At 74.0% G+C, this 17,430-nt stretch carries 23 protein-coding genes; 15 read left to right on the plus strand and 8 right to left on the minus strand.

Annotated features, from left to right (window positions below; translation table 11 throughout):
* Positions 1-248: 248 nt before the first annotated feature.
* The 3 genes from MED01_RS31735 to MED01_RS31745 all read left to right on the plus strand — a co-directional run bounded on the left by MED01_RS31735 (position 249) and on the right by MED01_RS31745 (position 1,994).
* On the plus strand, positions 249-734 hold the full coding sequence (locus MED01_RS31735; protein ID WP_238672139.1) for a DUF2231 domain-containing protein: 486 nt from the start codon (positions 249-251) through the stop codon (positions 732-734).
* 231 nt (positions 735-965) lie between these two features.
* Complete coding sequence (locus MED01_RS31740) at positions 966-1,160, plus strand: helix-hairpin-helix domain-containing protein (protein ID WP_238672140.1); 195 nt, start codon at positions 966-968, stop codon at positions 1,158-1,160.
* A 75-nt stretch (positions 1,161-1,235) separates the two neighbouring features.
* Complete coding sequence (locus MED01_RS31745) at positions 1,236-1,994, plus strand: class I SAM-dependent methyltransferase (RefSeq protein WP_238672141.1); 759 nt, start codon at positions 1,236-1,238, stop codon at positions 1,992-1,994.
* 165 nt (positions 1,995-2,159) lie between these two features.
* Here the strand turns inward: MED01_RS31745 and MED01_RS31750 are convergent, their stop codons facing one another.
* A complete protein-coding gene (locus tag MED01_RS31750; RefSeq protein ID WP_238672142.1) occupies positions 2,160-3,110 on the minus strand; it encodes a DUF3500 domain-containing protein in 951 nt (316 codons plus the stop codon).
* 31 nt (positions 3,111-3,141) lie between these two features.
* Entirely contained in the window at positions 3,142-3,489 is a 348-nt protein-coding gene (locus MED01_RS31755) for an ankyrin repeat domain-containing protein (protein ID WP_274526580.1), read from the minus strand.
* Positions 3,490-3,598: 109 nt separating this feature from the next.
* On the opposite strand from MED01_RS31755, the gene MED01_RS31760 reads away from it, so the two are divergent.
* From MED01_RS31760 to MED01_RS31805, 10 genes are all read left to right on the plus strand, one after another.
* Positions 3,599-3,976 carry a signal peptidase I gene (locus tag MED01_RS31760; RefSeq protein WP_030490949.1) on the plus strand — a complete coding sequence of 126 codons (378 nt, stop codon included), beginning with the start codon at positions 3,599-3,601 and terminating at the stop codon, positions 3,974-3,976.
* 111 nt (positions 3,977-4,087) lie between these two features.
* Positions 4,088-4,543, plus strand: a complete 456-nt coding sequence (locus MED01_RS31765; RefSeq protein ID WP_238672143.1) for a cysteine dioxygenase — start codon at positions 4,088-4,090, stop codon at positions 4,541-4,543.
* Positions 4,544-4,584: 41 nt separating this feature from the next.
* A complete protein-coding gene (locus MED01_RS31770; protein WP_238672144.1) occupies positions 4,585-5,073 on the plus strand; it encodes a rhodanese-like domain-containing protein in 489 nt (162 codons plus the stop codon).
* 50 nt (positions 5,074-5,123) lie between these two features.
* A complete protein-coding gene (locus MED01_RS35930) occupies positions 5,124-5,657 on the plus strand; it encodes a winged helix-turn-helix domain-containing protein (RefSeq protein WP_274526567.1) in 534 nt (177 codons plus the stop codon).
* A 247-nt stretch (positions 5,658-5,904) separates the two neighbouring features.
* Positions 5,905-6,510, plus strand: coding sequence for a winged helix-turn-helix domain-containing protein (locus MED01_RS31780; RefSeq protein ID WP_238672145.1), 606 nt, complete (start codon positions 5,905-5,907; stop codon positions 6,508-6,510).
* Between the two features lie 41 nt (positions 6,511-6,551).
* On the plus strand, positions 6,552-7,214 hold the full coding sequence (locus MED01_RS31785) for a nucleoside/nucleotide kinase family protein (RefSeq protein ID WP_238672146.1): 663 nt from the start codon (positions 6,552-6,554) through the stop codon (positions 7,212-7,214).
* A 164-nt stretch (positions 7,215-7,378) separates the two neighbouring features.
* A complete protein-coding gene (locus tag MED01_RS31790) occupies positions 7,379-7,780 on the plus strand; it encodes a TraR/DksA family transcriptional regulator (protein ID WP_238672147.1) in 402 nt (133 codons plus the stop codon).
* 48 nt (positions 7,781-7,828) lie between these two features.
* Complete coding sequence (locus MED01_RS31795) at positions 7,829-8,701, plus strand: DUF72 domain-containing protein (RefSeq protein ID WP_238672148.1); 873 nt, start codon at positions 7,829-7,831, stop codon at positions 8,699-8,701.
* Between the two features lie 112 nt (positions 8,702-8,813).
* Positions 8,814-8,999: a hypothetical protein gene (locus MED01_RS31800; RefSeq protein ID WP_238672149.1), complete on the plus strand. Its 186-nt coding sequence runs from the start codon at positions 8,814-8,816 to the stop codon at positions 8,997-8,999.
* Entirely contained in the window at positions 8,992-9,420 is a 429-nt protein-coding gene (locus tag MED01_RS31805) for a DUF2267 domain-containing protein (RefSeq protein ID WP_238672150.1), read from the plus strand. The genes MED01_RS31800 and MED01_RS31805 overlap by 8 nt, the downstream gene beginning before the upstream one ends.
* A 42-nt stretch (positions 9,421-9,462) precedes the next feature.
* Here the strand turns inward: MED01_RS31805 and MED01_RS31810 are convergent, their stop codons facing one another.
* Entirely contained in the window at positions 9,463-10,242 is a 780-nt protein-coding gene (locus MED01_RS31810; RefSeq protein ID WP_238672151.1) for a DUF72 domain-containing protein, read from the minus strand.
* 157 nt (positions 10,243-10,399) lie between these two features.
* Here MED01_RS31810 and MED01_RS31815 point away from each other — a divergent pair, with 157 nt between their 5' ends.
* Entirely contained in the window at positions 10,400-10,705 is a 306-nt protein-coding gene (locus tag MED01_RS31815) for a hypothetical protein (RefSeq protein WP_238672152.1), read from the plus strand.
* A 9-nt stretch (positions 10,706-10,714) separates the two neighbouring features.
* Complete coding sequence (locus MED01_RS31820; protein WP_238672153.1) at positions 10,715-11,992, plus strand: cupin domain-containing protein; 1,278 nt, start codon at positions 10,715-10,717, stop codon at positions 11,990-11,992.
* Between the two features lie 156 nt (positions 11,993-12,148).
* On the opposite strand, the gene MED01_RS31825 is transcribed toward MED01_RS31820, so the two are convergent.
* From MED01_RS31825 to MED01_RS31845, 5 genes are all read right to left on the minus strand, one after another.
* Complete coding sequence (locus MED01_RS31825; RefSeq protein WP_238672154.1) at positions 12,149-12,811, minus strand: hypothetical protein; 663 nt, start codon at positions 12,809-12,811, stop codon at positions 12,149-12,151.
* On the minus strand, positions 12,808-15,483 hold the full coding sequence (locus tag MED01_RS31830; RefSeq protein WP_238672155.1) for an FtsK/SpoIIIE domain-containing protein: 2,676 nt from the start codon (positions 15,481-15,483) through the stop codon (positions 12,808-12,810). The genes MED01_RS31825 and MED01_RS31830 overlap by 4 nt, the downstream gene beginning before the upstream one ends.
* The gene (locus MED01_RS31835; RefSeq protein ID WP_238672156.1) at positions 15,476-16,612 is read right to left on the minus strand and encodes a hypothetical protein; all 1,137 of its coding nucleotides are present in this window, start codon (positions 16,610-16,612) and stop codon (positions 15,476-15,478) included. Before MED01_RS31835 ends, MED01_RS31830 begins: the two co-directional genes overlap by 8 nt.
* Before the next feature lie 6 nt (positions 16,613-16,618).
* The gene (locus MED01_RS31840; RefSeq protein ID WP_030332749.1) at positions 16,619-16,879 is read right to left on the minus strand and encodes a hypothetical protein; all 261 of its coding nucleotides are present in this window, start codon (positions 16,877-16,879) and stop codon (positions 16,619-16,621) included.
* A gap of 152 nt (positions 16,880-17,031) precedes the next feature.
* Complete coding sequence (locus tag MED01_RS31845) at positions 17,032-17,424, minus strand: PIN domain-containing protein (protein ID WP_238672157.1); 393 nt, start codon at positions 17,422-17,424, stop codon at positions 17,032-17,034.
* Positions 17,425-17,430 lie beyond the last annotated feature (6 nt).

Below are 17,430 nucleotides of genomic sequence, written 5' to 3' on the forward strand. Positions count from 1 at the left end.
GGGTCGCTGGGCCGCGCGGGCCGCGTGATCCACTCGGGTTTCTGGAAATCGGGGTGTCATGGGCCGACGGATGCCCCGACTTCCTGAAAGCCGAGTGGATCACCGCCAGTCTGGCCGTCCGGCCTCGGCGAGCGCGGCCACGGTGCCCGTTCTCCCTGCCGGCGGCGAGTCGGGCGGCATCGTTTCGCCTCGACCGACCCCGGGTAGCACTCTGGTCAGGTGAGCTGCGCCGACCTGGGGGAGGACCGATGCAGAGCCGGCTGCGGGTGCAGGGGCACCCGATCCAACCGATGCTGGTGACGTTCCCGCTCGGGCTGTTCGTCAGCGCCACCGTCTTCGACCTCACCGACGTGATCGGGGGGCCCGCGTTCCTCGGCGAGGTCGGCTACTGGACCGGCGTCGCCGCCCTCGTCGCCGCCGCGCTGACCGCAGTGGCCGGCATGGTCGACCTGTGGGACGTGCCGGGCGACCGGACCCGCCGCACCGCCGTCGCCTTCAACCTGGTGAACGCGGTGATGGCCGCCATGTTCCTGCTCACCTGCCTGGTCCGGTCACACTCCCCGCAGCGCGGCGCGTCGGTCGCGATCCTGGTCACCGAACTGGTCGCGCTGGCCGTCGGCGGGGTCGGCGTGCACCTGGGCGCCCGGCTGATGCGTCAGTTCGACAGCGGCCGCGCCGAGGCCGGCGGCCTGGACGCGCTCGCCGGCTCCACCGGCGAGATCGCCCGCCCCTGACCCGACCTGCCGGCGGTCTCGTCGCTGACCCCACCCACCGAGCGGGCCCGCTCACCGGACCCGCTGGACTCGCCATTGACGCCACCCGTGAGACCGTCCGCCATGCGCCGGCCCGCCGGGCGCGCCGGGCGCGCCGGACGAGCCTGATCCGCCGGGCGCGGCGTCTGGCCGGTAAGTGGGCCTGGTGCGCGGGGCCGGTATCCGTGCGACTGGTCGGTCTACCATCCCCGGATGACCTCCTCTCCGGACACGCTTCCGAAGATCGGCGCGCCCGCCACCCGGGCCCTGCATGATGCCGGCTACACCGCGCTGCGCCAGCTCGCGGGCGTTCCCCGGGCGGACCTGGCCAAGCTGCACGGCCTGGGCCCCAAGGCGCTCGGGATCCTCCAGGCCGCCCTTGAGGAGCACGGGCTCAGCCTCGGGTGAGTTCCACCGCGGGCACCCGACCGGGCGGCGGCAAATGGGTTGCCGGCCGGGTGACCGTCCGCGAGGCTGACCGCCATGACCGCTGAGCGTGACGCCGAAGACTTGATCGCGGAGGCCGCCGCTGCGCCCGTCGATGGTTGGGGCTTCGGTTGGCTGGCCGGGCGGGCCACTGAGGAGCGTCCACCCTGGGGGTACGCCAGGCTGGTCGCCGAGCGGATGGCGCGGGCCGATGCGGCGCTGGACGTGGACACCGGCGGCGGGGAGGTGCTCGCCGAGGTGCCGTGTCCACCGAAGCTGCTGGCGGCGACTGAGGCGTGGCCGCCGAACGTGGAGGTCGCCCGCCGGACCCTGCGTCGGGTCGGCGCGTCGGTGGTCGCGGTCGCGTCGGACGGGCCGCTACCGTTTCGCGACGCCTCGTTCGACCTGGTGGTCAGTCGGCATCCGGTGCGTACCGACTGGGTTCAGACGGCGCGGGTGCTGCGGCCGGGTGGGACGTTCCTGTCGCAGCAGATCGGGGCCGGCACGATGCGGGAGCTGAGTGAGGCGATCCTCGGGCCGTTGCCGTCGCCGACCCAGCGGCACCCCGAGCACGCGGTCGCCGCCGCCGAGGCAGCTGGCCTGCGGGTGGTCGACCTGCGTCGGGCCACGCTGCGGGCGACCTTCGCCGACGTCGGCGCGGTGGTCTGGTTCCTACGCAAGGTGATCTGGACGGTGCCCGGGTTCACGGTCGACCGCTACCGCGCGCCACTGCGCGCCCTGCACCACCGCATCGCCACCGAAGGCCCTTTCGTCGCCCACGCCCAACGCTTCCTCGTCGAGGCCCTCCGCCCCTGACCAAGCCCCAAGCCCCCGCCCCTGACGAACACCCCACCCCCGCCGATCTTGCACTTTCGGTGCCCGCGAAAGCCGCCTACCCGGGCAATTCGACCGCCGAAACTGCAAGATCGGCGGGGGCGAGGGCGAGGGGCGAGGGGCGAGGGCAGGGCGCGGGGGGGCGGGTTAGTGGGGGTGGGTTTGGTGGTGGGTTGCCAGGACGTCGGCGCCGAAGTCGCTGGCGGGGCGGCGTAGGACGGTGTGCGCGTGGTTGCCGTCCGCTGTGGTGTTGTCGTACTCGATCAGCAGGTCGTCGCCCTGCACCCGGTAGTAGTGTCGCCGCCCGGGGTGGGTCGGGCCGGCCCAGGCGAAGTGCAGCGGGCCGGCGTCCAGGCGGGTCGCCTCCCGGATGGCCAGCTCGGGCGGAAGCCGGTCGAGGTAGAGGGCGACCACCTGGTCGAGCAGCGCGCGGCCGGTCGGTCCGAGTCGCTGCGCCGGTACGCCGAGGGGCTCCAGTGGCGCGTCGACCCGCCCACGGGTGGCGCTGATGATGTCCGCCGGTGCCTCGTCGGCGATGATCGCGGCGGCCCGCTCGGCCGGGCCCAGCGCGTCGAGCAGGGCGCGGGCCAGGTCCTCCTCCACACCGAGTGGGCGGGAGACCGGCCGGCCGGCGTAGCGGACCGCGGCAGGGTTGGCGCCGAAGAAGATCGGCGCGGGGGAGACCTGACCGTCCACCACTGTCATGTTCACCGACAGGTGGTGCCCTTCGAGTCGCCACGCCCAACGGTCGTCGCGCGCCGGGTCGCCGAACACGGCCACCCAGTAGTCGGCGCTGTGCCGCCCGCGCTGCCAGCCCTCGGCCCGGTCCAGCACCTCCTCCAGCGAGATGATCGCCATCGCCTGTGCGTACGCCGAGGGGCTGAGCGCGGTGGCCAGCAACCGGTGCGCGGCCTTGCGGGCGGTGACGTCGAGTTCGGCGAGGCAGACGCCCGGTCGGGGTCGGGGCCGGTACTCCAGCCAGCGTCGGGCCGCCTCGTCGTCGAACGAGTGCATGGCGCTCTCGCGGGCGGCGGGGTCGAGCGCGGTCAGCAGCGCGGTGCCGGCGGACCGCATCTGCTCCGGTAGAGGATCTTCCACCGACCCTGTATACCGGCCGGCCGTGCCGGTGTCAGCCGACGCGCAGCAGCTCGGTCATCTCCGGTAGGTCGAAGAAGCGCGCGGTCTCGACGGCCGAGGGGTTGCCGTGTGCCGGATCGGCGCCGGCGGCGAGGAGCGCGCGGACCGCCTCGGTGCTGCTGCGGAAGACCGCCGCGGCCAACGCGGTCTGACCTCGGTCGTTGGCCCGGGTGTGGTCGGCGCCGCGGCTGAGCAGGGCGGCCACCGTGTCCGGGTGGGCGTGGTACGCGGCCAGGATGAGCAGCGTGTCGCCCTTGTCGTTGGTGAGGTTGACCGGCAGTCCGGCGTCGATCTGCGCCGCCAGCTCGTCGGTGGCGCCGGCTCGGGCCAGGTCGAACATCCGGTGCGCGAACGCCAGCGTCTCGGCGTCGAGGTTCTCGGTCACCGGTCCAGGTTAGCCACACCTGTCCTGATAGGTTGCTCGGCCGGCGCGCTGGGGGAGAGGTCCGATGGGTGAGACGGTGTACGTGGGCAACGCGGGAGTTGACGGCGCCACCAACGCCGGTTGGCTGCTCGGGCACTTCGCGCCGCCGGGGGAGATCCGGCACAGCACCGACGTCGAGGTGAAGTGGGGCGTGCATCCGCCTGGGCAGGCCCGGTCGCGGTGGGCGACCGGCGAGGTGCGCACCACTCTGCTCGTACTCGTCGAGGGGTGTTTCCGGGTGGAGTTGCCGGACCGGACGGTTCGGCTGGCCGCGCCGGGCGACTACGTGGTGTGGGCCCGTGGGGTGGACCATTCCTGGTTCGCCGAGCGCGCGTCGGTGGTGTTGACGGTGCGCTGGCCCTCGTTGCCGGGCTACCGCGCGGACCCGCCCGTGCTGCGTTGATTCACCCGGGCGGCTGACCTGCGTCCCACCAGGCGGAATTACCTACTAAACCTATAGGCTTTACCGCCTAGAGTACGAGGGCACCCCGCCGAACGACCGCGAGGAACCGCCATGACGCAGCACCGTCCGGAGCCCGACCTGCTCACCGTTGCCCGCGGCTGGGCCGACCCGGCCGGTTGGCCGGTCGCGCTGCGTTTCGACAGCGCCGAGCGCTGGTACGCCCGCCTCGCCGTCAGCGACGAGCACGAGGTGTGGGCGCTGAGCTGGCTGCCCGGGCAGGGCACCGACCTGCACGACCACGGCGGCTCCTCCGGGGCGTTCCGGGTGGTCAGCGGCGTGCTCACCGAGGAGACGGTCAGCGCCGGTCGACTACGCCCCCGACTGCTGCCGGCCGGCACGGGCCGCCGCTTCGGCGCCCGGCACGTGCACCAGGTGACAAACCGAGGTGTCGACCCGGCGGTCAGCGTGCACGTCTACCGGCCGGCGCTGCTGCGGATGACCCGCTACCACATCCTCGACGGGCGGCTGCGGGTCTCCGAGGTCGCCGAGGCCGGCCGGTCCTGGTAGCCGCGCGCACCGAGAAACCCTGTCACCGGAAGGAACCGAGAATGCAGACAACCGCCGAGCACTGTCCCGCCCCCGTGCCGCCACCGGGCTCCCGGGGCGTCGACGAGATCCTGGCCGCCGCGCGGGCCCGGCTGCGCCGGCTGGACCCGGAGCGGGCGCACCTGGCGTACCGGAGCGGGTCGCTACTCGTCGACATCCGCCCGGCCGCGCAGCGGGCCGCGCACGGCGTGGTGCCGGGCTCGCTCATCGTCGAACGCAACGTGCTGGAGTGGCGCTTCGACCCACGCTGCGCGGCCCGGCTGCCACAGGCCGTCGACTACGACGTGCCGGTGGTGATCCTCTGTCAGGAGGGCTACACCTCGTCGCTGGCCGCCGCCGCGTTGCAGGACGTCGGCCTGCACCGGGCCACCGATGTGGTCGGTGGGTTCGCGGCCTGGCGGATCGCCGGCCTGCCGGCCCTCGGCCCGACCCCGCTGCACCGCCCCTCTGCCCTCGCGTCCCCGGTCAACGCCGGCTGGGCGCGCCGCTGACCGTCACGCCACACCCGGCGTGGCGCGCGTACCGCCACTCAGGAGGCACCATGTCCGTCGTCGCCATCCCCACGCGCCGCCACCCCGGCGTGCGCCCGCCGGCCCGTCCGCGCACCAGCCCGACCCTGACCATCACCCTCGACCTCGTCCCCGGGCCGCTGAGCCCCCGGCTGGCCCGGCTGGTGCAGCTGCTCGGCGAGCTGGCCGAGTCGGGGGAGGGTCGACTGCGTACCGTGGAGGACCCCGCGTCGGTGCCACCACCGGCCCCGCGCCCCGCCGCGCCGGACCACGTCCGCATCCTGGCCGGCTCGCGGATGGTCCGCCAGGGCGACCGGGTCATCGCGCTGACCCGCATCGAGTACGAGCTGCTGCTGTTCCTGGCCGAGCGGCCGCGCCGGGTCTTCACCCGCCTGCAACTGCTCTCCAGCGTCTGGGGCTACGAGCACGCGGTGGCCCGGACGGTGGACGTGCACGTCCGGCGGCTGCGCGCCAAGCTGGACGGCTCGGAGGTGGTCACCACCGTCTACGGCGTCGGCTACCGGCTGGCCGACGAGGCCCCGATCAGCGTGGATCACAGCAGCTGAGCCCTGGTCCGGCGGCGATGTGACCGCCTGGTGAACCGGTCGGGGACCCCCGTAACGGGGCATCTCGACGACTCTGCTGTAATCATCAGGCCTCGTACGCAGAGCGAGCATTTGGCTCCGATGTGTTCGTCAATTGTCACATTCATGCAACGCAGCCGCCTCTTGACCCTCGCCCAGGCGCCGGGAAGCATCGATGAAGCGGCGTCCCGGGCCGTGGGGAGATACCCGGACCAGCCCAAGGAGGACCATGTCGGTCAGCCCCGCCTCGTCGCGCGCCGGATGGCATACGTCCCAGCCCGCGGTGCCCGGTCGACCCCCCGGCGGCCAGCGTCGCCCGGCGAACACCGCCGCGCCCGTGCTCACCGTGACGCTGTCCATCCCGCTGGCCTGTGAGGAGTCGCTGACCCCGGCGGCGCGTCGGCTGTTGGAGGCCGCTCGCGAGATGCTGGAACGGGGCGAAGGGGTGATCATCGGCTCGGTTCCGGCCGAACGCCGCCCCGACCAGGCGCCCGCCAGCCGGTCGCCGGCCCGCCCGATCAGCTCGACCATTCCGGCCCTGCACATCCTCGCCTCGTCGCGCTCGGTGCTGCGCGACGAGGAGCCGCTGCCGCTGACCCGGCTGGAGTTCGACCTGCTGCTGCACCTGGTCGCCCACCCACGCCGGGTGTTCACCAGGCTGCAACTGCTCAACGCCGTGTGGGGCTACGAGCACGCCGGCGTGCGCACCGTCGACGTGCACGTGCGTCGGCTGCGCGGCAAGGTCGGCGTGGACGTCCCGCTGGTCACCACCGTCTACGGCGTGGGCTACCGGCTGGCCGACGACGCCCGGGTCACCATCGACCGCAGCGGCTGACCGGCGGCACCGACGTACCCGGCGCGGGGCAGGATGGTCCGGTGCGCATCCGCCCCATCTCGCCCGACCTGCTCGTCACCGAGCTGACCGGCCGGCTGGCCGACGCGGCTACCCGCGCCGCGAACGCCGCCGCCGGGCCCGCGCGGCTGCGGGTGGCAGTGGACGGCGCACCCGCCGCCCGCGTCGACGAACTGGCCGCGGCGCTGGTCGACCCGCTGCGTGCCCAGGGCCATCCGGTGCTGCACGTCCGCGCCACCGACTTCCTGCGCCCCGCGTCGCTGCGCTTCGAGTTGGGGCGCACCAACCCGGACTCCTTCTACGAGGCATGGGTCGACGAGGCCGGGCTGCGCCGGGAGGTGCTCGACCCGGCCGGTCCGGGTGGCAACGGCCGGCTGCTTCCGTCGCTCTGGGACGCCGACGCCGACCGGGCCAGTCGCGCCCCTTACGTCGACCTGGCACCCGGCGGCGTCGTCCTGGTCAGCGGCTCGCTGCTGCTCGGCGGCGGCCTGCCCTTCGACGTGACAGTCCACCTGGAGCTGTCCCCGGCGGCGCTGCGTCGGCGTACCGAACCGGCCCAGCAGTGGGCGCTGCCGGCCTTCGACCGGTACGCCGAGGAGGTCGTCCCGGCGAGCTTCGCCGACGTCGTGGTACGCGCCGACGACCCCCGCCGACCGGCGCTCGTGCAGCCCGGGGCGAACGACTGACGACAACCGAGAATTTGTCGGTTTGTACGGCTGGTCCGGCGGGTACTCGCCCGGCTCACAGAGCGCGGGTGATCGCCCGCGCACCGAACGCGACCGTGACCGGGGCCCCGCGCCGCCGGCACCCGGTTCACCTTGAGCCACAGGCCCAGGAAAGGCAGGCAGCGATGCTCGTCCACGACACGGTCGGTACGACGACCCGGTCCCAGACGGAGATCGACCAGATCCGACAGTCGCTCCAGGCGCGCTACGACGAGCTGACCGCGGAGTACGACCAGGCGGTGCTCCAGAGCCAGGTGCTGCGGCTGGTGGAGGTCGGCGACACCGCCGGCGACGACCAGGCCGACAGCGGCACCAAGACGGCCGAGCGGGACACCGCCCAGTCCCTGTTGCGTACCATCCTCGACCGCCGCGCCCAGTACGAGCACGCCCTCGGCCGGCTCGAGGAGGGCACCTACGGCTGGTGCGAGGGCTGCTCGGCGGCGATCCCGGTGGAGCGGCTGGAGATCTTCCCGTCCGCCACCACCTGTGTGACGTGCAAGCAGACTCGCGAGCGGCGGGCGGCCTGAGCCACCCCAGCGGTTGCCGGTCGGTCCGCGACGCGATGGACTTCCACAATGGGTGACATCCTCGTGGGCACCGCGTCCTGGACCGACCGCACACTGCTGGAATCGGGGTGGTATCCGCAGACCGCCGACACCCCGGAGAAGCGGCTGGCCTACTACGCCCGGCAGTTCCCGCTGGTCGAAGTGGACGCCACCTACTACTCGCCGCCCGCCGAGGCGACAGCGCGGCTGTGGGCCGAGCGCACCCCGGCCGGCTTCACCTTCAACATCAAGGCGTTCAGCCTGCTGACCGGGCACCCCACCCGGGTCAGCGCGCTCTACAAGGACCTGCGCCCGGAGACCGACAAGAAGAACGTCTACCCCGACGACCTGCCCGCGCAGTCGTACGAGGAGGTCTGGACGCGCTTCCTGTCCGCGCTGGACCCGTTGGTCGAGGCCGGCAAGCTTGGCGCGCTGCTGTTCCAGTTCCCACCCTGGTTCACCATCAAGCGGGCCAACAAGCAGTACCTGCTGGAGGTGGCGAAGCGCTGCGCGCCACTGCGCCCGGTGTACGAGTTCCGGCACGCCTCCTGGTTCGACGGCGACAACGCCGACGAGACCCTGGCCTTCCTGCGCGAGCACAAACTGCCGTACGTCTGCGTGGACATGCCGCAGGGCCACCGCTCGTCGCTGCCTCCGGTGCTGGCCGCCACCGCTGACCTCGCGGTCATGCGCTTCCACGGGCACAGCGACAAGTGGACAAGTAAGGACATTCACGAGAAGTTCGGCTACCACTACTCCAAGCGGGAGCTGGCGGACTGGGCGCCGAAGCTGCGCGAACTGGCCGACGAGGCCGGGCAGACCCACGTGCTCATGAACAACTGCTATCGCGACTACGCGCAGACCAACGCGACGACCCTCGCGGGCCTCCTCGACGCCGGGTGACCTCACCCGATCCGGGTGGGGACGACTCACCCCACCCACAGGGAGGGTGGACGCGGTGGGTACGGCCGCCCCGTGGACGGCCGACGCCGGAGACGACACGGAGGTGACGGGGATGACGGTTCGAGTGGTGACGGATCGACGGCGTGGTGCCGTCCTGCACGTGGTCGGCACGCCCGACAACGCCCGGCGCGCCCCGCAGGGCAGCCCGGTGCGGGCCCGCCGCGGCCCGGTGGGGCCGCCGCGTCGCGCCGACGACCGACGGTGGGACAGCACGGAACGGGGGTCGACCGATGGCTGACGCGATGATCTCAGCGTTCGAGTCCTCGCTGGACAAGACGAACCTCATTCTCAAGGACATCGAGAACGCCTACGGCTGGCCGAAGGACCGGCGCAACCAGTCGTACGCGGCCCTGCGCACTGTGCTGCACCTGCTGCGAGACCGGCTGCCGGTGAACGAGAGCGTGGAGTTCGCCCAGCAGTTGCCGGTGCTGGTGCGGGGGATCTACTTCGACGGCTGGGTGCCGTCCGACGTGCCGATCAAACTCAACCGCGACGACTTCCTCTACGAGGTTCGGCAGGGCTTCCCGTACGACGCGGAGGGCGGCGCGGAGCGGGTGACGCAGGTGGTGCTGGACACGCTGCGCCGTCATGTCACCCAGGGTGAGTGGCAGGACGTGAAGGACACAATGCCCAAGGACCTTGCCACGATGATGCCGTGACGCCCTGACAGCGCGAGCCCGCCCGACCGTTGTCGGGCGGGCTCAGTCGTCGGCAGCGGCCGCCTCGGCGGCGGTCGGTACCCGGGACACCGGGTGCCCGGCCCTTCGGGCCAGCGCGGCGAACGCGACGGCGTCCACGATCGCGGCCCCGCCCGGATCGTTGTTGAAGTAGACGTACGCCGGCTCGTCCGGCCCGAAGGCGTCGGCCAGCCGGCCCACCCAGGATCGCAGCGCGGCCCGACCGTAGCGGGGCCACGGCCGCGCCCGCCCCTCGTGCAGCCGCAGGTAGCCGAAGTCGGTGGTGCGCCAGCGGGGGGCGACCGGGCGTCCCAGTCGGTCCGCCCAGACCAGCGCGGCCCGACGCCGTTCCAGCACCGCCCGGGTGGCGTCGGTCCACCAGGAGGGGTGCCGGGGTTCGACAGCGACCCGCACCTCCGCCGGAAACAGTCGCAGCGTCGCGTCCAGCGCCTCGACGTCCGCCCGCAGGTTCGGTGGGAGTTGCAACAGCACCGGGCCGAGCCGGTCACCGAGCGCGGTGGCGCGGCCGAGGAACCGGGCCACCGGCTCCGCCGGGTCGCGCAGCCGCTTGATGTGGGTGAGGTAGCGGCTCATCTTCACCGCGATGCAGAAGTCCGCCGGGGTCCGTGCCCGCCAGGCGGCGAAGGTGTCCCGTTCGGGCAGCCGGTAGAAGGCGTTGTTGACCTCGACAGTGGCGAACCCGGCAGCGAAGTGCTCCAGCCAGAGTCGCTGCGGCAGCCGCTGCGGGTAGAAGCGGCCGCGCCAGTCCCGGTACTGCCAACCGGACGTGCCCACCAGGATCACCACCCCATCCTGGCACTCTGCGCCGCCGCTCGTGAACTGCCCGTGTCGCAGTGGTTCGGCGTCTACGGTGAGGGTTAGAGAAGATCGCGCGTGGGGTACCACCCGCAGCACGACGGACCCCGGCGTACGGCGGGGCGGCACACCCGAGGGAGTACCGATGGCACTCAACGATGACGACATGCAGACCACCGGCGGCGGCGGCGCGGAGGGTCCCGCTGACGGCGGTGCGACCCCCGGTCAGCACGACGGTGGTGCCGATGGCGGCGCGGAGGGTCCCGCTGACGGCGGTGCGACCCCCGGTCAGCACGACGGTGGCGCCGATGGCGGCGCGGAGGGTCCCGCTGACGGCGGTGCCACCCCGGGTCAGCACGACGGTGGCGCCGACGGCGGCGCGGAAGGTCCCGCCGATGGTGGTGCCACCCCGGGCCAGCAGGACGGTGGCGCTGACGGCAGCGCCCGATAGCGGCTCGCCATGACCTACCTCGACCCGCCGGGCGGCCACCACGGCCGCCCGGCGGTCCCGTCCGCTGAGGCCACCGCCGCGCTGGCCCGCTGCGTCTCGGTCGAACCGGCCAAGTTCGCCGCCGCGCACTGGGGGCGCACCCCGCTGCTGTCCCGAGCCGCCGAACTGCCCGACCCGGCCGGCTTCACCGATCTTCTCAGCCCCGCCGACGCCGACGAGTTGCTGAGCCGGCGTGGTCTGCGTACCCCGTTCCTGCGCGTCGCCAAGGACGGCCAGTTGGTCGCTGCGTCACGCTGGACCGGCGGCGGCGGCGCGGGCGCCGAGATCGGCGACCAGGTGCTCGACGAGCGGGTCCTGGAGCAGTACGCGTCCGGGGCCACACTGGTGTTGCAGGGGCTGCACCGGATCTGGCCGCCGCTCGTCGACTTCGCCCGCGACCTGGGCCTCGCGCTCAACCAGCCGTTGCAGATCAACGCCTACCTGACCCCGGCCGGCAGCCAGGGCTTCGCCACCCACTACGACACCCACGACGTGTTCGTGCTTCAGGTCGACGGCCGCAAGCACTGGCGGATCCACCCGCCGGTGCTACCGGACCCGCTGGAGAAGCAGCACTGGGGTGGGCGCGCCGACGAGGTCGGTGCCACCGCGCAGGGCCCGGCCGCGCTGGACGTGGTGCTCGCCCCCGGTGACGCCCTCTACCTGCCCCGGGGGTGGCTGCACAGCGCACAGGCGCAGGACACCAGCTCGCTGCACCTGACAGTGGGCATCCGCGCGCTCACCCGTTACAACCTGGTCGAGGAATTGTTGACGCTGGCCGCCGAGGACCAGCGGCTACGGGCCAGCCTGCCGTTCGGCACCGACGTCGCCGACCCGGACGCCATCGAGCCGGAGCTGACCGAGACCGTGGAGGCGTTGCGGGACTGGCTGCTGCGCGCCGACCCGGTCGCTGTCGCCGCGCGACTGCGGCAGCGGGCCTGGCCGGCCGCCCGCCCGGCCCCGATCCGACCGCTCGCCCAGGCCGACGCACTGGCCACCCTGGACGCCGACTCCCGGGTCACCCCGCGGCCCGGCCTGCGCTGGCAGTTGGTGCCGCACGACTCGGACACTGTGGCGCTGCGGCTCTTCGACCGCACCATCACCCTTCCGGCGACCTGCGAGCCGGCCGCGCGCGCCCTGCTCACCGGCACTGTCACCCGGGTCGGTGACCTGCCCGGCCTGCCCGACGACGCCGACCGGGTCACCCTGGCCCGTCGACTGCTGCGCGAGGCCGTCCTGGTCCCGGCCTGAGGCCGGCGGTTGATCGACCGTCCCGGCCGGACGGGCTCGTCGGCCGTGATCGACTCGGTTTTCAGGAAGTCGCGGTGTCCGCGAGGCAGGGACAGCACGGTTTTCGGGAAGCCGAGTCGATCAGGGCTCGCCGCGCGGCGAGGCCGTGCCCCCGGGTCAGCGGCCGAGGACCAGCAGCAGCACTGTGGTCAGCAGACCGGCGCCGATCACCACGGTGATCGGTCGGGGACCGAGCACCGCGTGTCGGCGGTCGGCCAGCACCCGGGCCGGCACCAGACCGACCAGCGGCCCGAGCAGTGTCACCACCAGCGCGAGCACCGGCAGTCCGACGGCCAGGTCGCCGCCGTACCCGACGCCGAGCGCCCGGGCACCGGCGCCCAGCGCGTACGCCAGCACACCGCCGGCCACCCCGCAGAGCGCCAGTAGCGGGTTGACCGAGCCCGGCAGCTCGCCCGGCTGGCCGGCCCTGTCGAGCAGGTCACGAGCCTTGGCGAGCAGCAGCACCGGGTCGGTGGCCCCGACGCCGTTCGCCGGGGCGGGCGGGCCGCCGAGGCGGCGGGCACCGAGGCGGGAGCGGACCTGCTGCCACAGGTGGGCCACCTCGGCGTCGACCCGTTCCTGCTGCTCACGGGCGGCGACCAGCTCCTCCTCGGCGCTCTGGAGCTGCTCGGCCGCCTCGGCGACGGCCCGCTCGGCGGCAACGCACTGCCGCTCGTGCCAGGTGTGCGCCTCGGCGCGCTGCTCGCGCACCCGCGCGCTGAGGTCGGCCAGCCGGCGCAGTTGCGCCGCGTACGTCTCGCTGGTCACCGGTTCGTTCATCGTGTCGGTCCATACGGGATGATCACCTGACCGGTGCGGTGCACCGCCCGGTCGAAGAAGAGCCCCCGCCAGGGGCGGGGATACCAGTCCGGGCCGCCGGTGCCCGGATAGAGCGACGAGCCCAACTCGCCGCCGTGCGCGTCAAGGGCGACCCAGGCGCCGATCTGGTCGGTACGGGCGGCCGGCCCACCGAGATCGGCGCGCATCCGGGCCACACCCCGCCACCAGGCCAGCACGTGTGTGCGCCGTTCCGGCCCGTCGTGCATGATCCGGCGCAGCTGCTCCAGGCCGGTACGCCGACCCGCGCGGGCGGCCAACGCACCCGCTGCCGCGTCGACAGCGAACAGCAGCAGGTAGTGCGGGCTTCCCGGGCCGCCGAGCCCGTCGGCCGTCTCGGCCATCAGCTCGCCCACGGTCTCCTCGTCGTACCAGGCGGCGTCGTCGGCCAGGTCGTCGTAGAGGGCGCGGGCGATCGGGTCGGCGTCCGGGTCGAGGCAGGCGATGGAGAACCGGGCGGTGCCCGGCGGGTGCTGGCGGGCCAGCGACCGGGCCGCCGCGTCGAGCACCGCGCACGCCTCGTCGACGCGGGTGCCGAGCACCGCGAGGTTGCGGCCCGGGGCGCGCGGCAGCCGCAGCGACGCCGAGCGGGACTGCACGTCGATGATCTCGCCGAGCAATGCCACCGGGTTGCGCGGCGCGGTCCCGTCCGGCGGTGCGGCGAGCGCCCGGAAGTCCGGGGCGTCCGCCAGCCGGGGGATCGCGTCGCCGTCGAAGAGCCGGGCCGGCGCCGCGTCGGGGGCACGCATCCGCCACAGCCGGTGCTGCAACCCGCTCCAGGTCTCCCAGTCGCTGGCCGACGGGATGCGGGCCACCTCGTTGCCCTCCACCATGCCCGACTCGGCGTTGACCACCGCGTGCCAGCGCGGCAGCGACTGCGCCGCGTCGTTGCGCTCGGCGAGGATGCGTAGCGCCTTGGGCAACGCGATGCGCAGGGTGAACTGGGCGACCAGTGCGGGGCGACCCCACAGCGCCTCGATGCCCCGCACGTCCTGCGAGGCCAGGACCAGGTGGATGCCCTGGGACCGGCCGCGCCGGGCCAGGTCCTCCAGCAGGTCGGCCGCCTCCCGGGCGACCACGTCCCGGCCGGCCAGCAACATCTGGAACTCGTCCACCACGGCGACGATGCGTGGCCAGTGCCCGGTCGGGTCGACCGCCCGCAGCTCGGCCAGTTTGGTCACCTCGTGCTTCTTGGCCGCGTCGGCGCGTCGGCGCAACTCCTCGGTGAGGAAGCGCAGTAGCGCCAGCCCGAACTCCCGGTCGGTGTTGACGTTGATGCCGACCAGCCGCATGTGCGGCAGCCAACTCGGGTCGCGCCGGCCCTGCGCGAACCGCGCGAAGGAGACCCCCTCCTTGAAGTCCAGCAGGTAGAACTCCAGCTCGGCGGGGGAGTAGCGGGCGGCGAGGGCGCCGATCCACGCGAAGATCAGGTTCGTCTTGCCGGTGCCGGAGGGCCCGCCGATCAGCGCGTGCGGTGGGTAGTCGCCAAGCGTCAGCCGTACCGGCCGGCCCTGTGGGCCCTCACCGATCGGGGCGGTCAGCCCGTCGGCGGAGTCCTCCCGCCACATCAGCTCGGGCGGGGGCAGCAGGTCGGTGAAGGGGGTCGGCGGGGGGCCCGCGTTCACCCGGGCGGCGACGTCCCGGCAGGTCTCGGTGACCAGCGCCGCCGGTGGCGGTGGGTCCAGCCGAACCGGCAACCCGGCCGAACCGCCGATCCGCGCGCCGGACACGCCGGCCACCACCCGGGTCACCGTCGGGTCCTCCGGCAACGGCACACCGTGCACCACCAGGTGTACGCCGCAGGCCGCGCCGGCCCGCACCACCCGGTCCAGTTGCCCGCGCTCGTGCCGGTTCAGCTCCTCCCCGCCGAGCAGCACCGCCACCCGCCACGGCTCTGGTCGTCGGCCGGTCGCCGCCGCCAGTTCGCGCAGCGACGCGTACTCGCCGGCGAGAACCGTCTCGTTGATCCGGCGGATCTGCTCCACCAGGTCGTCCAGCAGCGGGCCCAGCCCGCCCGGGCCGACGAAGGTGAGCAGCCCCGCCGTGCCCAACGGGGCGAACCCGGCCAGTCCGCCGCCGAGCTGATCCGGGTCGTACCCGATCAGTCGTACCGCCCCGGGGTTGGCGCGGCCGACGGCCCGCAGCAGCAACGAGGAGACCACCGCGTCGCAGCCGGCGCGGTCGTCCCCGGAGAGGTGGACGTGCCCGGCGTCGAGCAACGGCACAAGCGCGGGCACCGGGTCGACGCCGTCGATCCGGACCGTGCCGACCCGCAGCGCACCGGGCGGCTCAGCTCGACGGGCGGGCGTCGGCGCCCACCCGGCCCAGTCGGCCCCGGCGCAGCCTGGCGCCTCCTGCCGGGCCGCGTCGGCGGCCCGCCGGGCCAGCTCCGCGATCCGGGTGGAGTAGCGGGCGTCGATCTCGGCGATGCGGCGGTCCCGTTGGGTGCCCACCCGCTGCGGTACGGCGGCCGCCGCCCGCTGGACCCGGGCCAGTCGTTCCCGCCCGGCGGTCAGGTCGGCCTGGGCGGCGGACAGCCGGGTACGGGTGGCGCCCAACGCCTCGGCGAGGGTGGCCCGGACCCGGCTGGCAAGCTGACCGCGCCGGTCAGCCATCGGAGCCCCGACGCGTCGGGGCGTCCCGCCAGGGGCTGCCCGAGCGCGGGGGCAGCCCACCGGGGCGCGGCGGCGGCCCCTCCGCGCGCGGCGGCAGGCCACCGGAGCGCTGCGCGTCGGCGCTGCCCGGCCGCTGTGCCGCACCGCTCGGGCGGGAGACCGCACCGCTCGCGCGGGGGACCGCGCCCGGTCGCCCGGTCCCGCCCGGTTGTTGCGCGCCAGTCGACTGCCCGGCCCGCGCCGGCTGCCCCGCCCCCGCCGGTTCTCTCGCCCCCGCCGGTTCTCTCGCGCCGCCGGCCGGCAGGTCCCGGCCGAGGCGGGCGAGCAGCAACCCGGTCGCCACCCCGGCGGTCACCGCCGAGTCGGCGGCGTGCGGTGGCTCCCCGGAGGCGCGCGGTGGCGGCATCCGGCACACCCGGGTCAGCAGCGTCTCCAGCACCGGCGGCGGCAACCCGGGCAGCAGATCGCGGACGCGTCCGTCCAACTCGCCTCGCAGCCGCCCGAGGTCGGTGGCGCGCGGCGGGTGCCCGAGCAACTCGCCGGCCAGCTCGCGCAGCAGTGGCGGCGCCAGCGCCGCCATGCCCAGCCCCACGTCGGCCGGGGCCCGGCGCAGCTCCTTGCGGAGCCGGTCCCGGTCGCCGGAGCGGACACCACCCACCACTCGGCGCAGCAACTCCTGGGAGTCGTCCACCCGCTCGTCGGGTTCGTCGTCGGCGCCCTCGCGGCCGCCGGTCAGCTCGGCCACCCGCACCGACCACCAGCGGCGCATCCGCACCTGCTCGGCCGGCTCCGGCGCGACCGCCGCGGGCCCGGACGCCGGTGGCGTGTCGTGTCGGGGAGCGCGTTGCTCAGGGCGGGGCGCCGGGGCGCCGTCGGCGCCGAGCCCGATCGCCGTCAGGTAGGCCGACAGCTGTTCCTGGGCCACCCGCAGCGCGTAGCCGGCGCTCTCGGCGTGCTCGGTGGCGGCGGACAGCTCGGGCACCCCCATCGGGTTGGCCGACTCCTGTCGTACCCAGCGCAGCCGCTCCGCGGCCAGGCCGAACTTCTCCAGCGCCTGCCCGAGCAGCGCCACCGGGAACTCCTCGGTGGCGGCACGGACCTGCCCGCCGACATCCTCGATGATGGACACGGCGGCCTACAGGGTGGAGACGTAGAGCTGCGCCTGCTCCACCGCGACAAGTGTCGCGGCGAGACACTCCTCCAGCTCCTGGCTGGCCTGTGTCAGCGACGCCTGGGCCGCCTCCACCGTCTCGTGCCCGCTGCCCTCCAGCGCTCCGGCCAGGGTCTGCTGTGCCTCGGAGAGCTTCTCGCCGGCCGCCTGCACGGCTGTCTGCCCGTCTCCGATCTGTTGGAGGGCGACATCGATGGCAGCCTTCAGCTCGGCGACGCTCGCCACGGCGGAACCTCCTGGGGGCGGGGAGATCTCCATTAGAGCCTATCGGCGGTTCCGAAAGAACATCCGCCCTGTCGGTGTTCCTGCCCGCCTGTCCGGAAGGCCCTCGGAAGTGCCGGGAGTCCGATCTGTGGGAGTCCCAGTGCGAGAACTTCTCAGTTACTGGTCGGGTTCTCGCGGAGCCAGCGCGGGCCGTACACCTCGGCGCCCAGCGCCGTCACCCGCCCGCGCAACTCCCGGTCGGCGGTGACCACCAGCCGTCGACGCCGCGGCGCACCCTCCACCAGCTCGACCACCGTGTCGTCGCCGGAGCCGGCGGCGGAGACCACCCGGACACCCTCGGTGCCCGGCACGTCCCGCGCGGCCCCCTCGAGCACCAGGACCACCTCCACCGGGGCGGTCAGCCGGGCCGGCAACCCGATTGTGGCCACCGGGGCGAGCGAGTCACGCAACCGGGCAGCGGCCCCGGCACGGTCACGCCACCACCCGTTCGGGCGCGAGCCCACCACGTTGGCGCCATCCACGATCAGCAGCGGGGTCTCATCCATCCCGTC

Origin of the sequence: Micromonospora alfalfae, from assembly GCF_022230925.1 — a bacterium.
GTDB classification, from domain to species: domain Bacteria; phylum Actinomycetota; class Actinomycetes; order Mycobacteriales; family Micromonosporaceae; genus Micromonospora; species Micromonospora alfalfae.

Bases quoted from the DNA above. Each gene is read 5' to 3' on its own strand.
- MED01_RS31740 (WP_238672140.1), top strand. From the start codon at position 966: ATGACCTCCTCTCCGGACACGCTTCCGAAGATCGGCGCGCCCGCCACC.
- MED01_RS31780 (WP_238672145.1), top strand. From the start codon at position 5,905: ATGTCGGTCAGCCCCGCCTCGTCGCGCGCCGGATGGCATACGTCCCAG.
- MED01_RS31830 (WP_238672155.1), bottom strand. From the start codon at position 15,483: ATGGCTGACCGGCGCGGTCAGCTTGCCAGCCGGGTCCGGGCCACCCTC.
- MED01_RS31735 (WP_238672139.1), top strand. From the start codon at position 249: ATGCAGAGCCGGCTGCGGGTGCAGGGGCACCCGATCCAACCGATGCTG.
- MED01_RS31765 (WP_238672143.1), top strand. From the start codon at position 4,088: ATGACGCAGCACCGTCCGGAGCCCGACCTGCTCACCGTTGCCCGCGGC.
- MED01_RS31760 (WP_030490949.1), top strand. From the start codon at position 3,599: ATGGGTGAGACGGTGTACGTGGGCAACGCGGGAGTTGACGGCGCCACC.
- MED01_RS31805 (WP_238672150.1), top strand. From the start codon at position 8,992: ATGGCTGACGCGATGATCTCAGCGTTCGAGTCCTCGCTGGACAAGACG.
- MED01_RS31825 (WP_238672154.1), bottom strand. From the start codon at position 12,811: ATGAACGAACCGGTGACCAGCGAGACGTACGCGGCGCAACTGCGCCGG.
- MED01_RS31820 (WP_238672153.1), top strand. From the start codon at position 10,715: ATGACCTACCTCGACCCGCCGGGCGGCCACCACGGCCGCCCGGCGGTC.
- MED01_RS31800 (WP_238672149.1), top strand. From the start codon at position 8,814: ATGACGGTTCGAGTGGTGACGGATCGACGGCGTGGTGCCGTCCTGCAC.
- MED01_RS31755 (WP_274526580.1), bottom strand. From the start codon at position 3,489: ATGTTCGACCTGGCCCGAGCCGGCGCCACCGACGAGCTGGCGGCGCAG.
- MED01_RS31845 (WP_238672157.1), bottom strand. From the start codon at position 17,424: ATGGATGAGACCCCGCTGCTGATCGTGGATGGCGCCAACGTGGTGGGC.
- MED01_RS31795 (WP_238672148.1), top strand. From the start codon at position 7,829: ATGGGTGACATCCTCGTGGGCACCGCGTCCTGGACCGACCGCACACTG.
- MED01_RS31745 (WP_238672141.1), top strand. From the start codon at position 1,236: ATGACCGCTGAGCGTGACGCCGAAGACTTGATCGCGGAGGCCGCCGCT.
- MED01_RS35930 (WP_274526567.1), top strand. From the start codon at position 5,124: ATGTCCGTCGTCGCCATCCCCACGCGCCGCCACCCCGGCGTGCGCCCG.
- MED01_RS31815 (WP_238672152.1), top strand. From the start codon at position 10,400: ATGGCACTCAACGATGACGACATGCAGACCACCGGCGGCGGCGGCGCG.
- MED01_RS31770 (WP_238672144.1), top strand. From the start codon at position 4,585: ATGCAGACAACCGCCGAGCACTGTCCCGCCCCCGTGCCGCCACCGGGC.
- MED01_RS31790 (WP_238672147.1), top strand. From the start codon at position 7,379: ATGCTCGTCCACGACACGGTCGGTACGACGACCCGGTCCCAGACGGAG.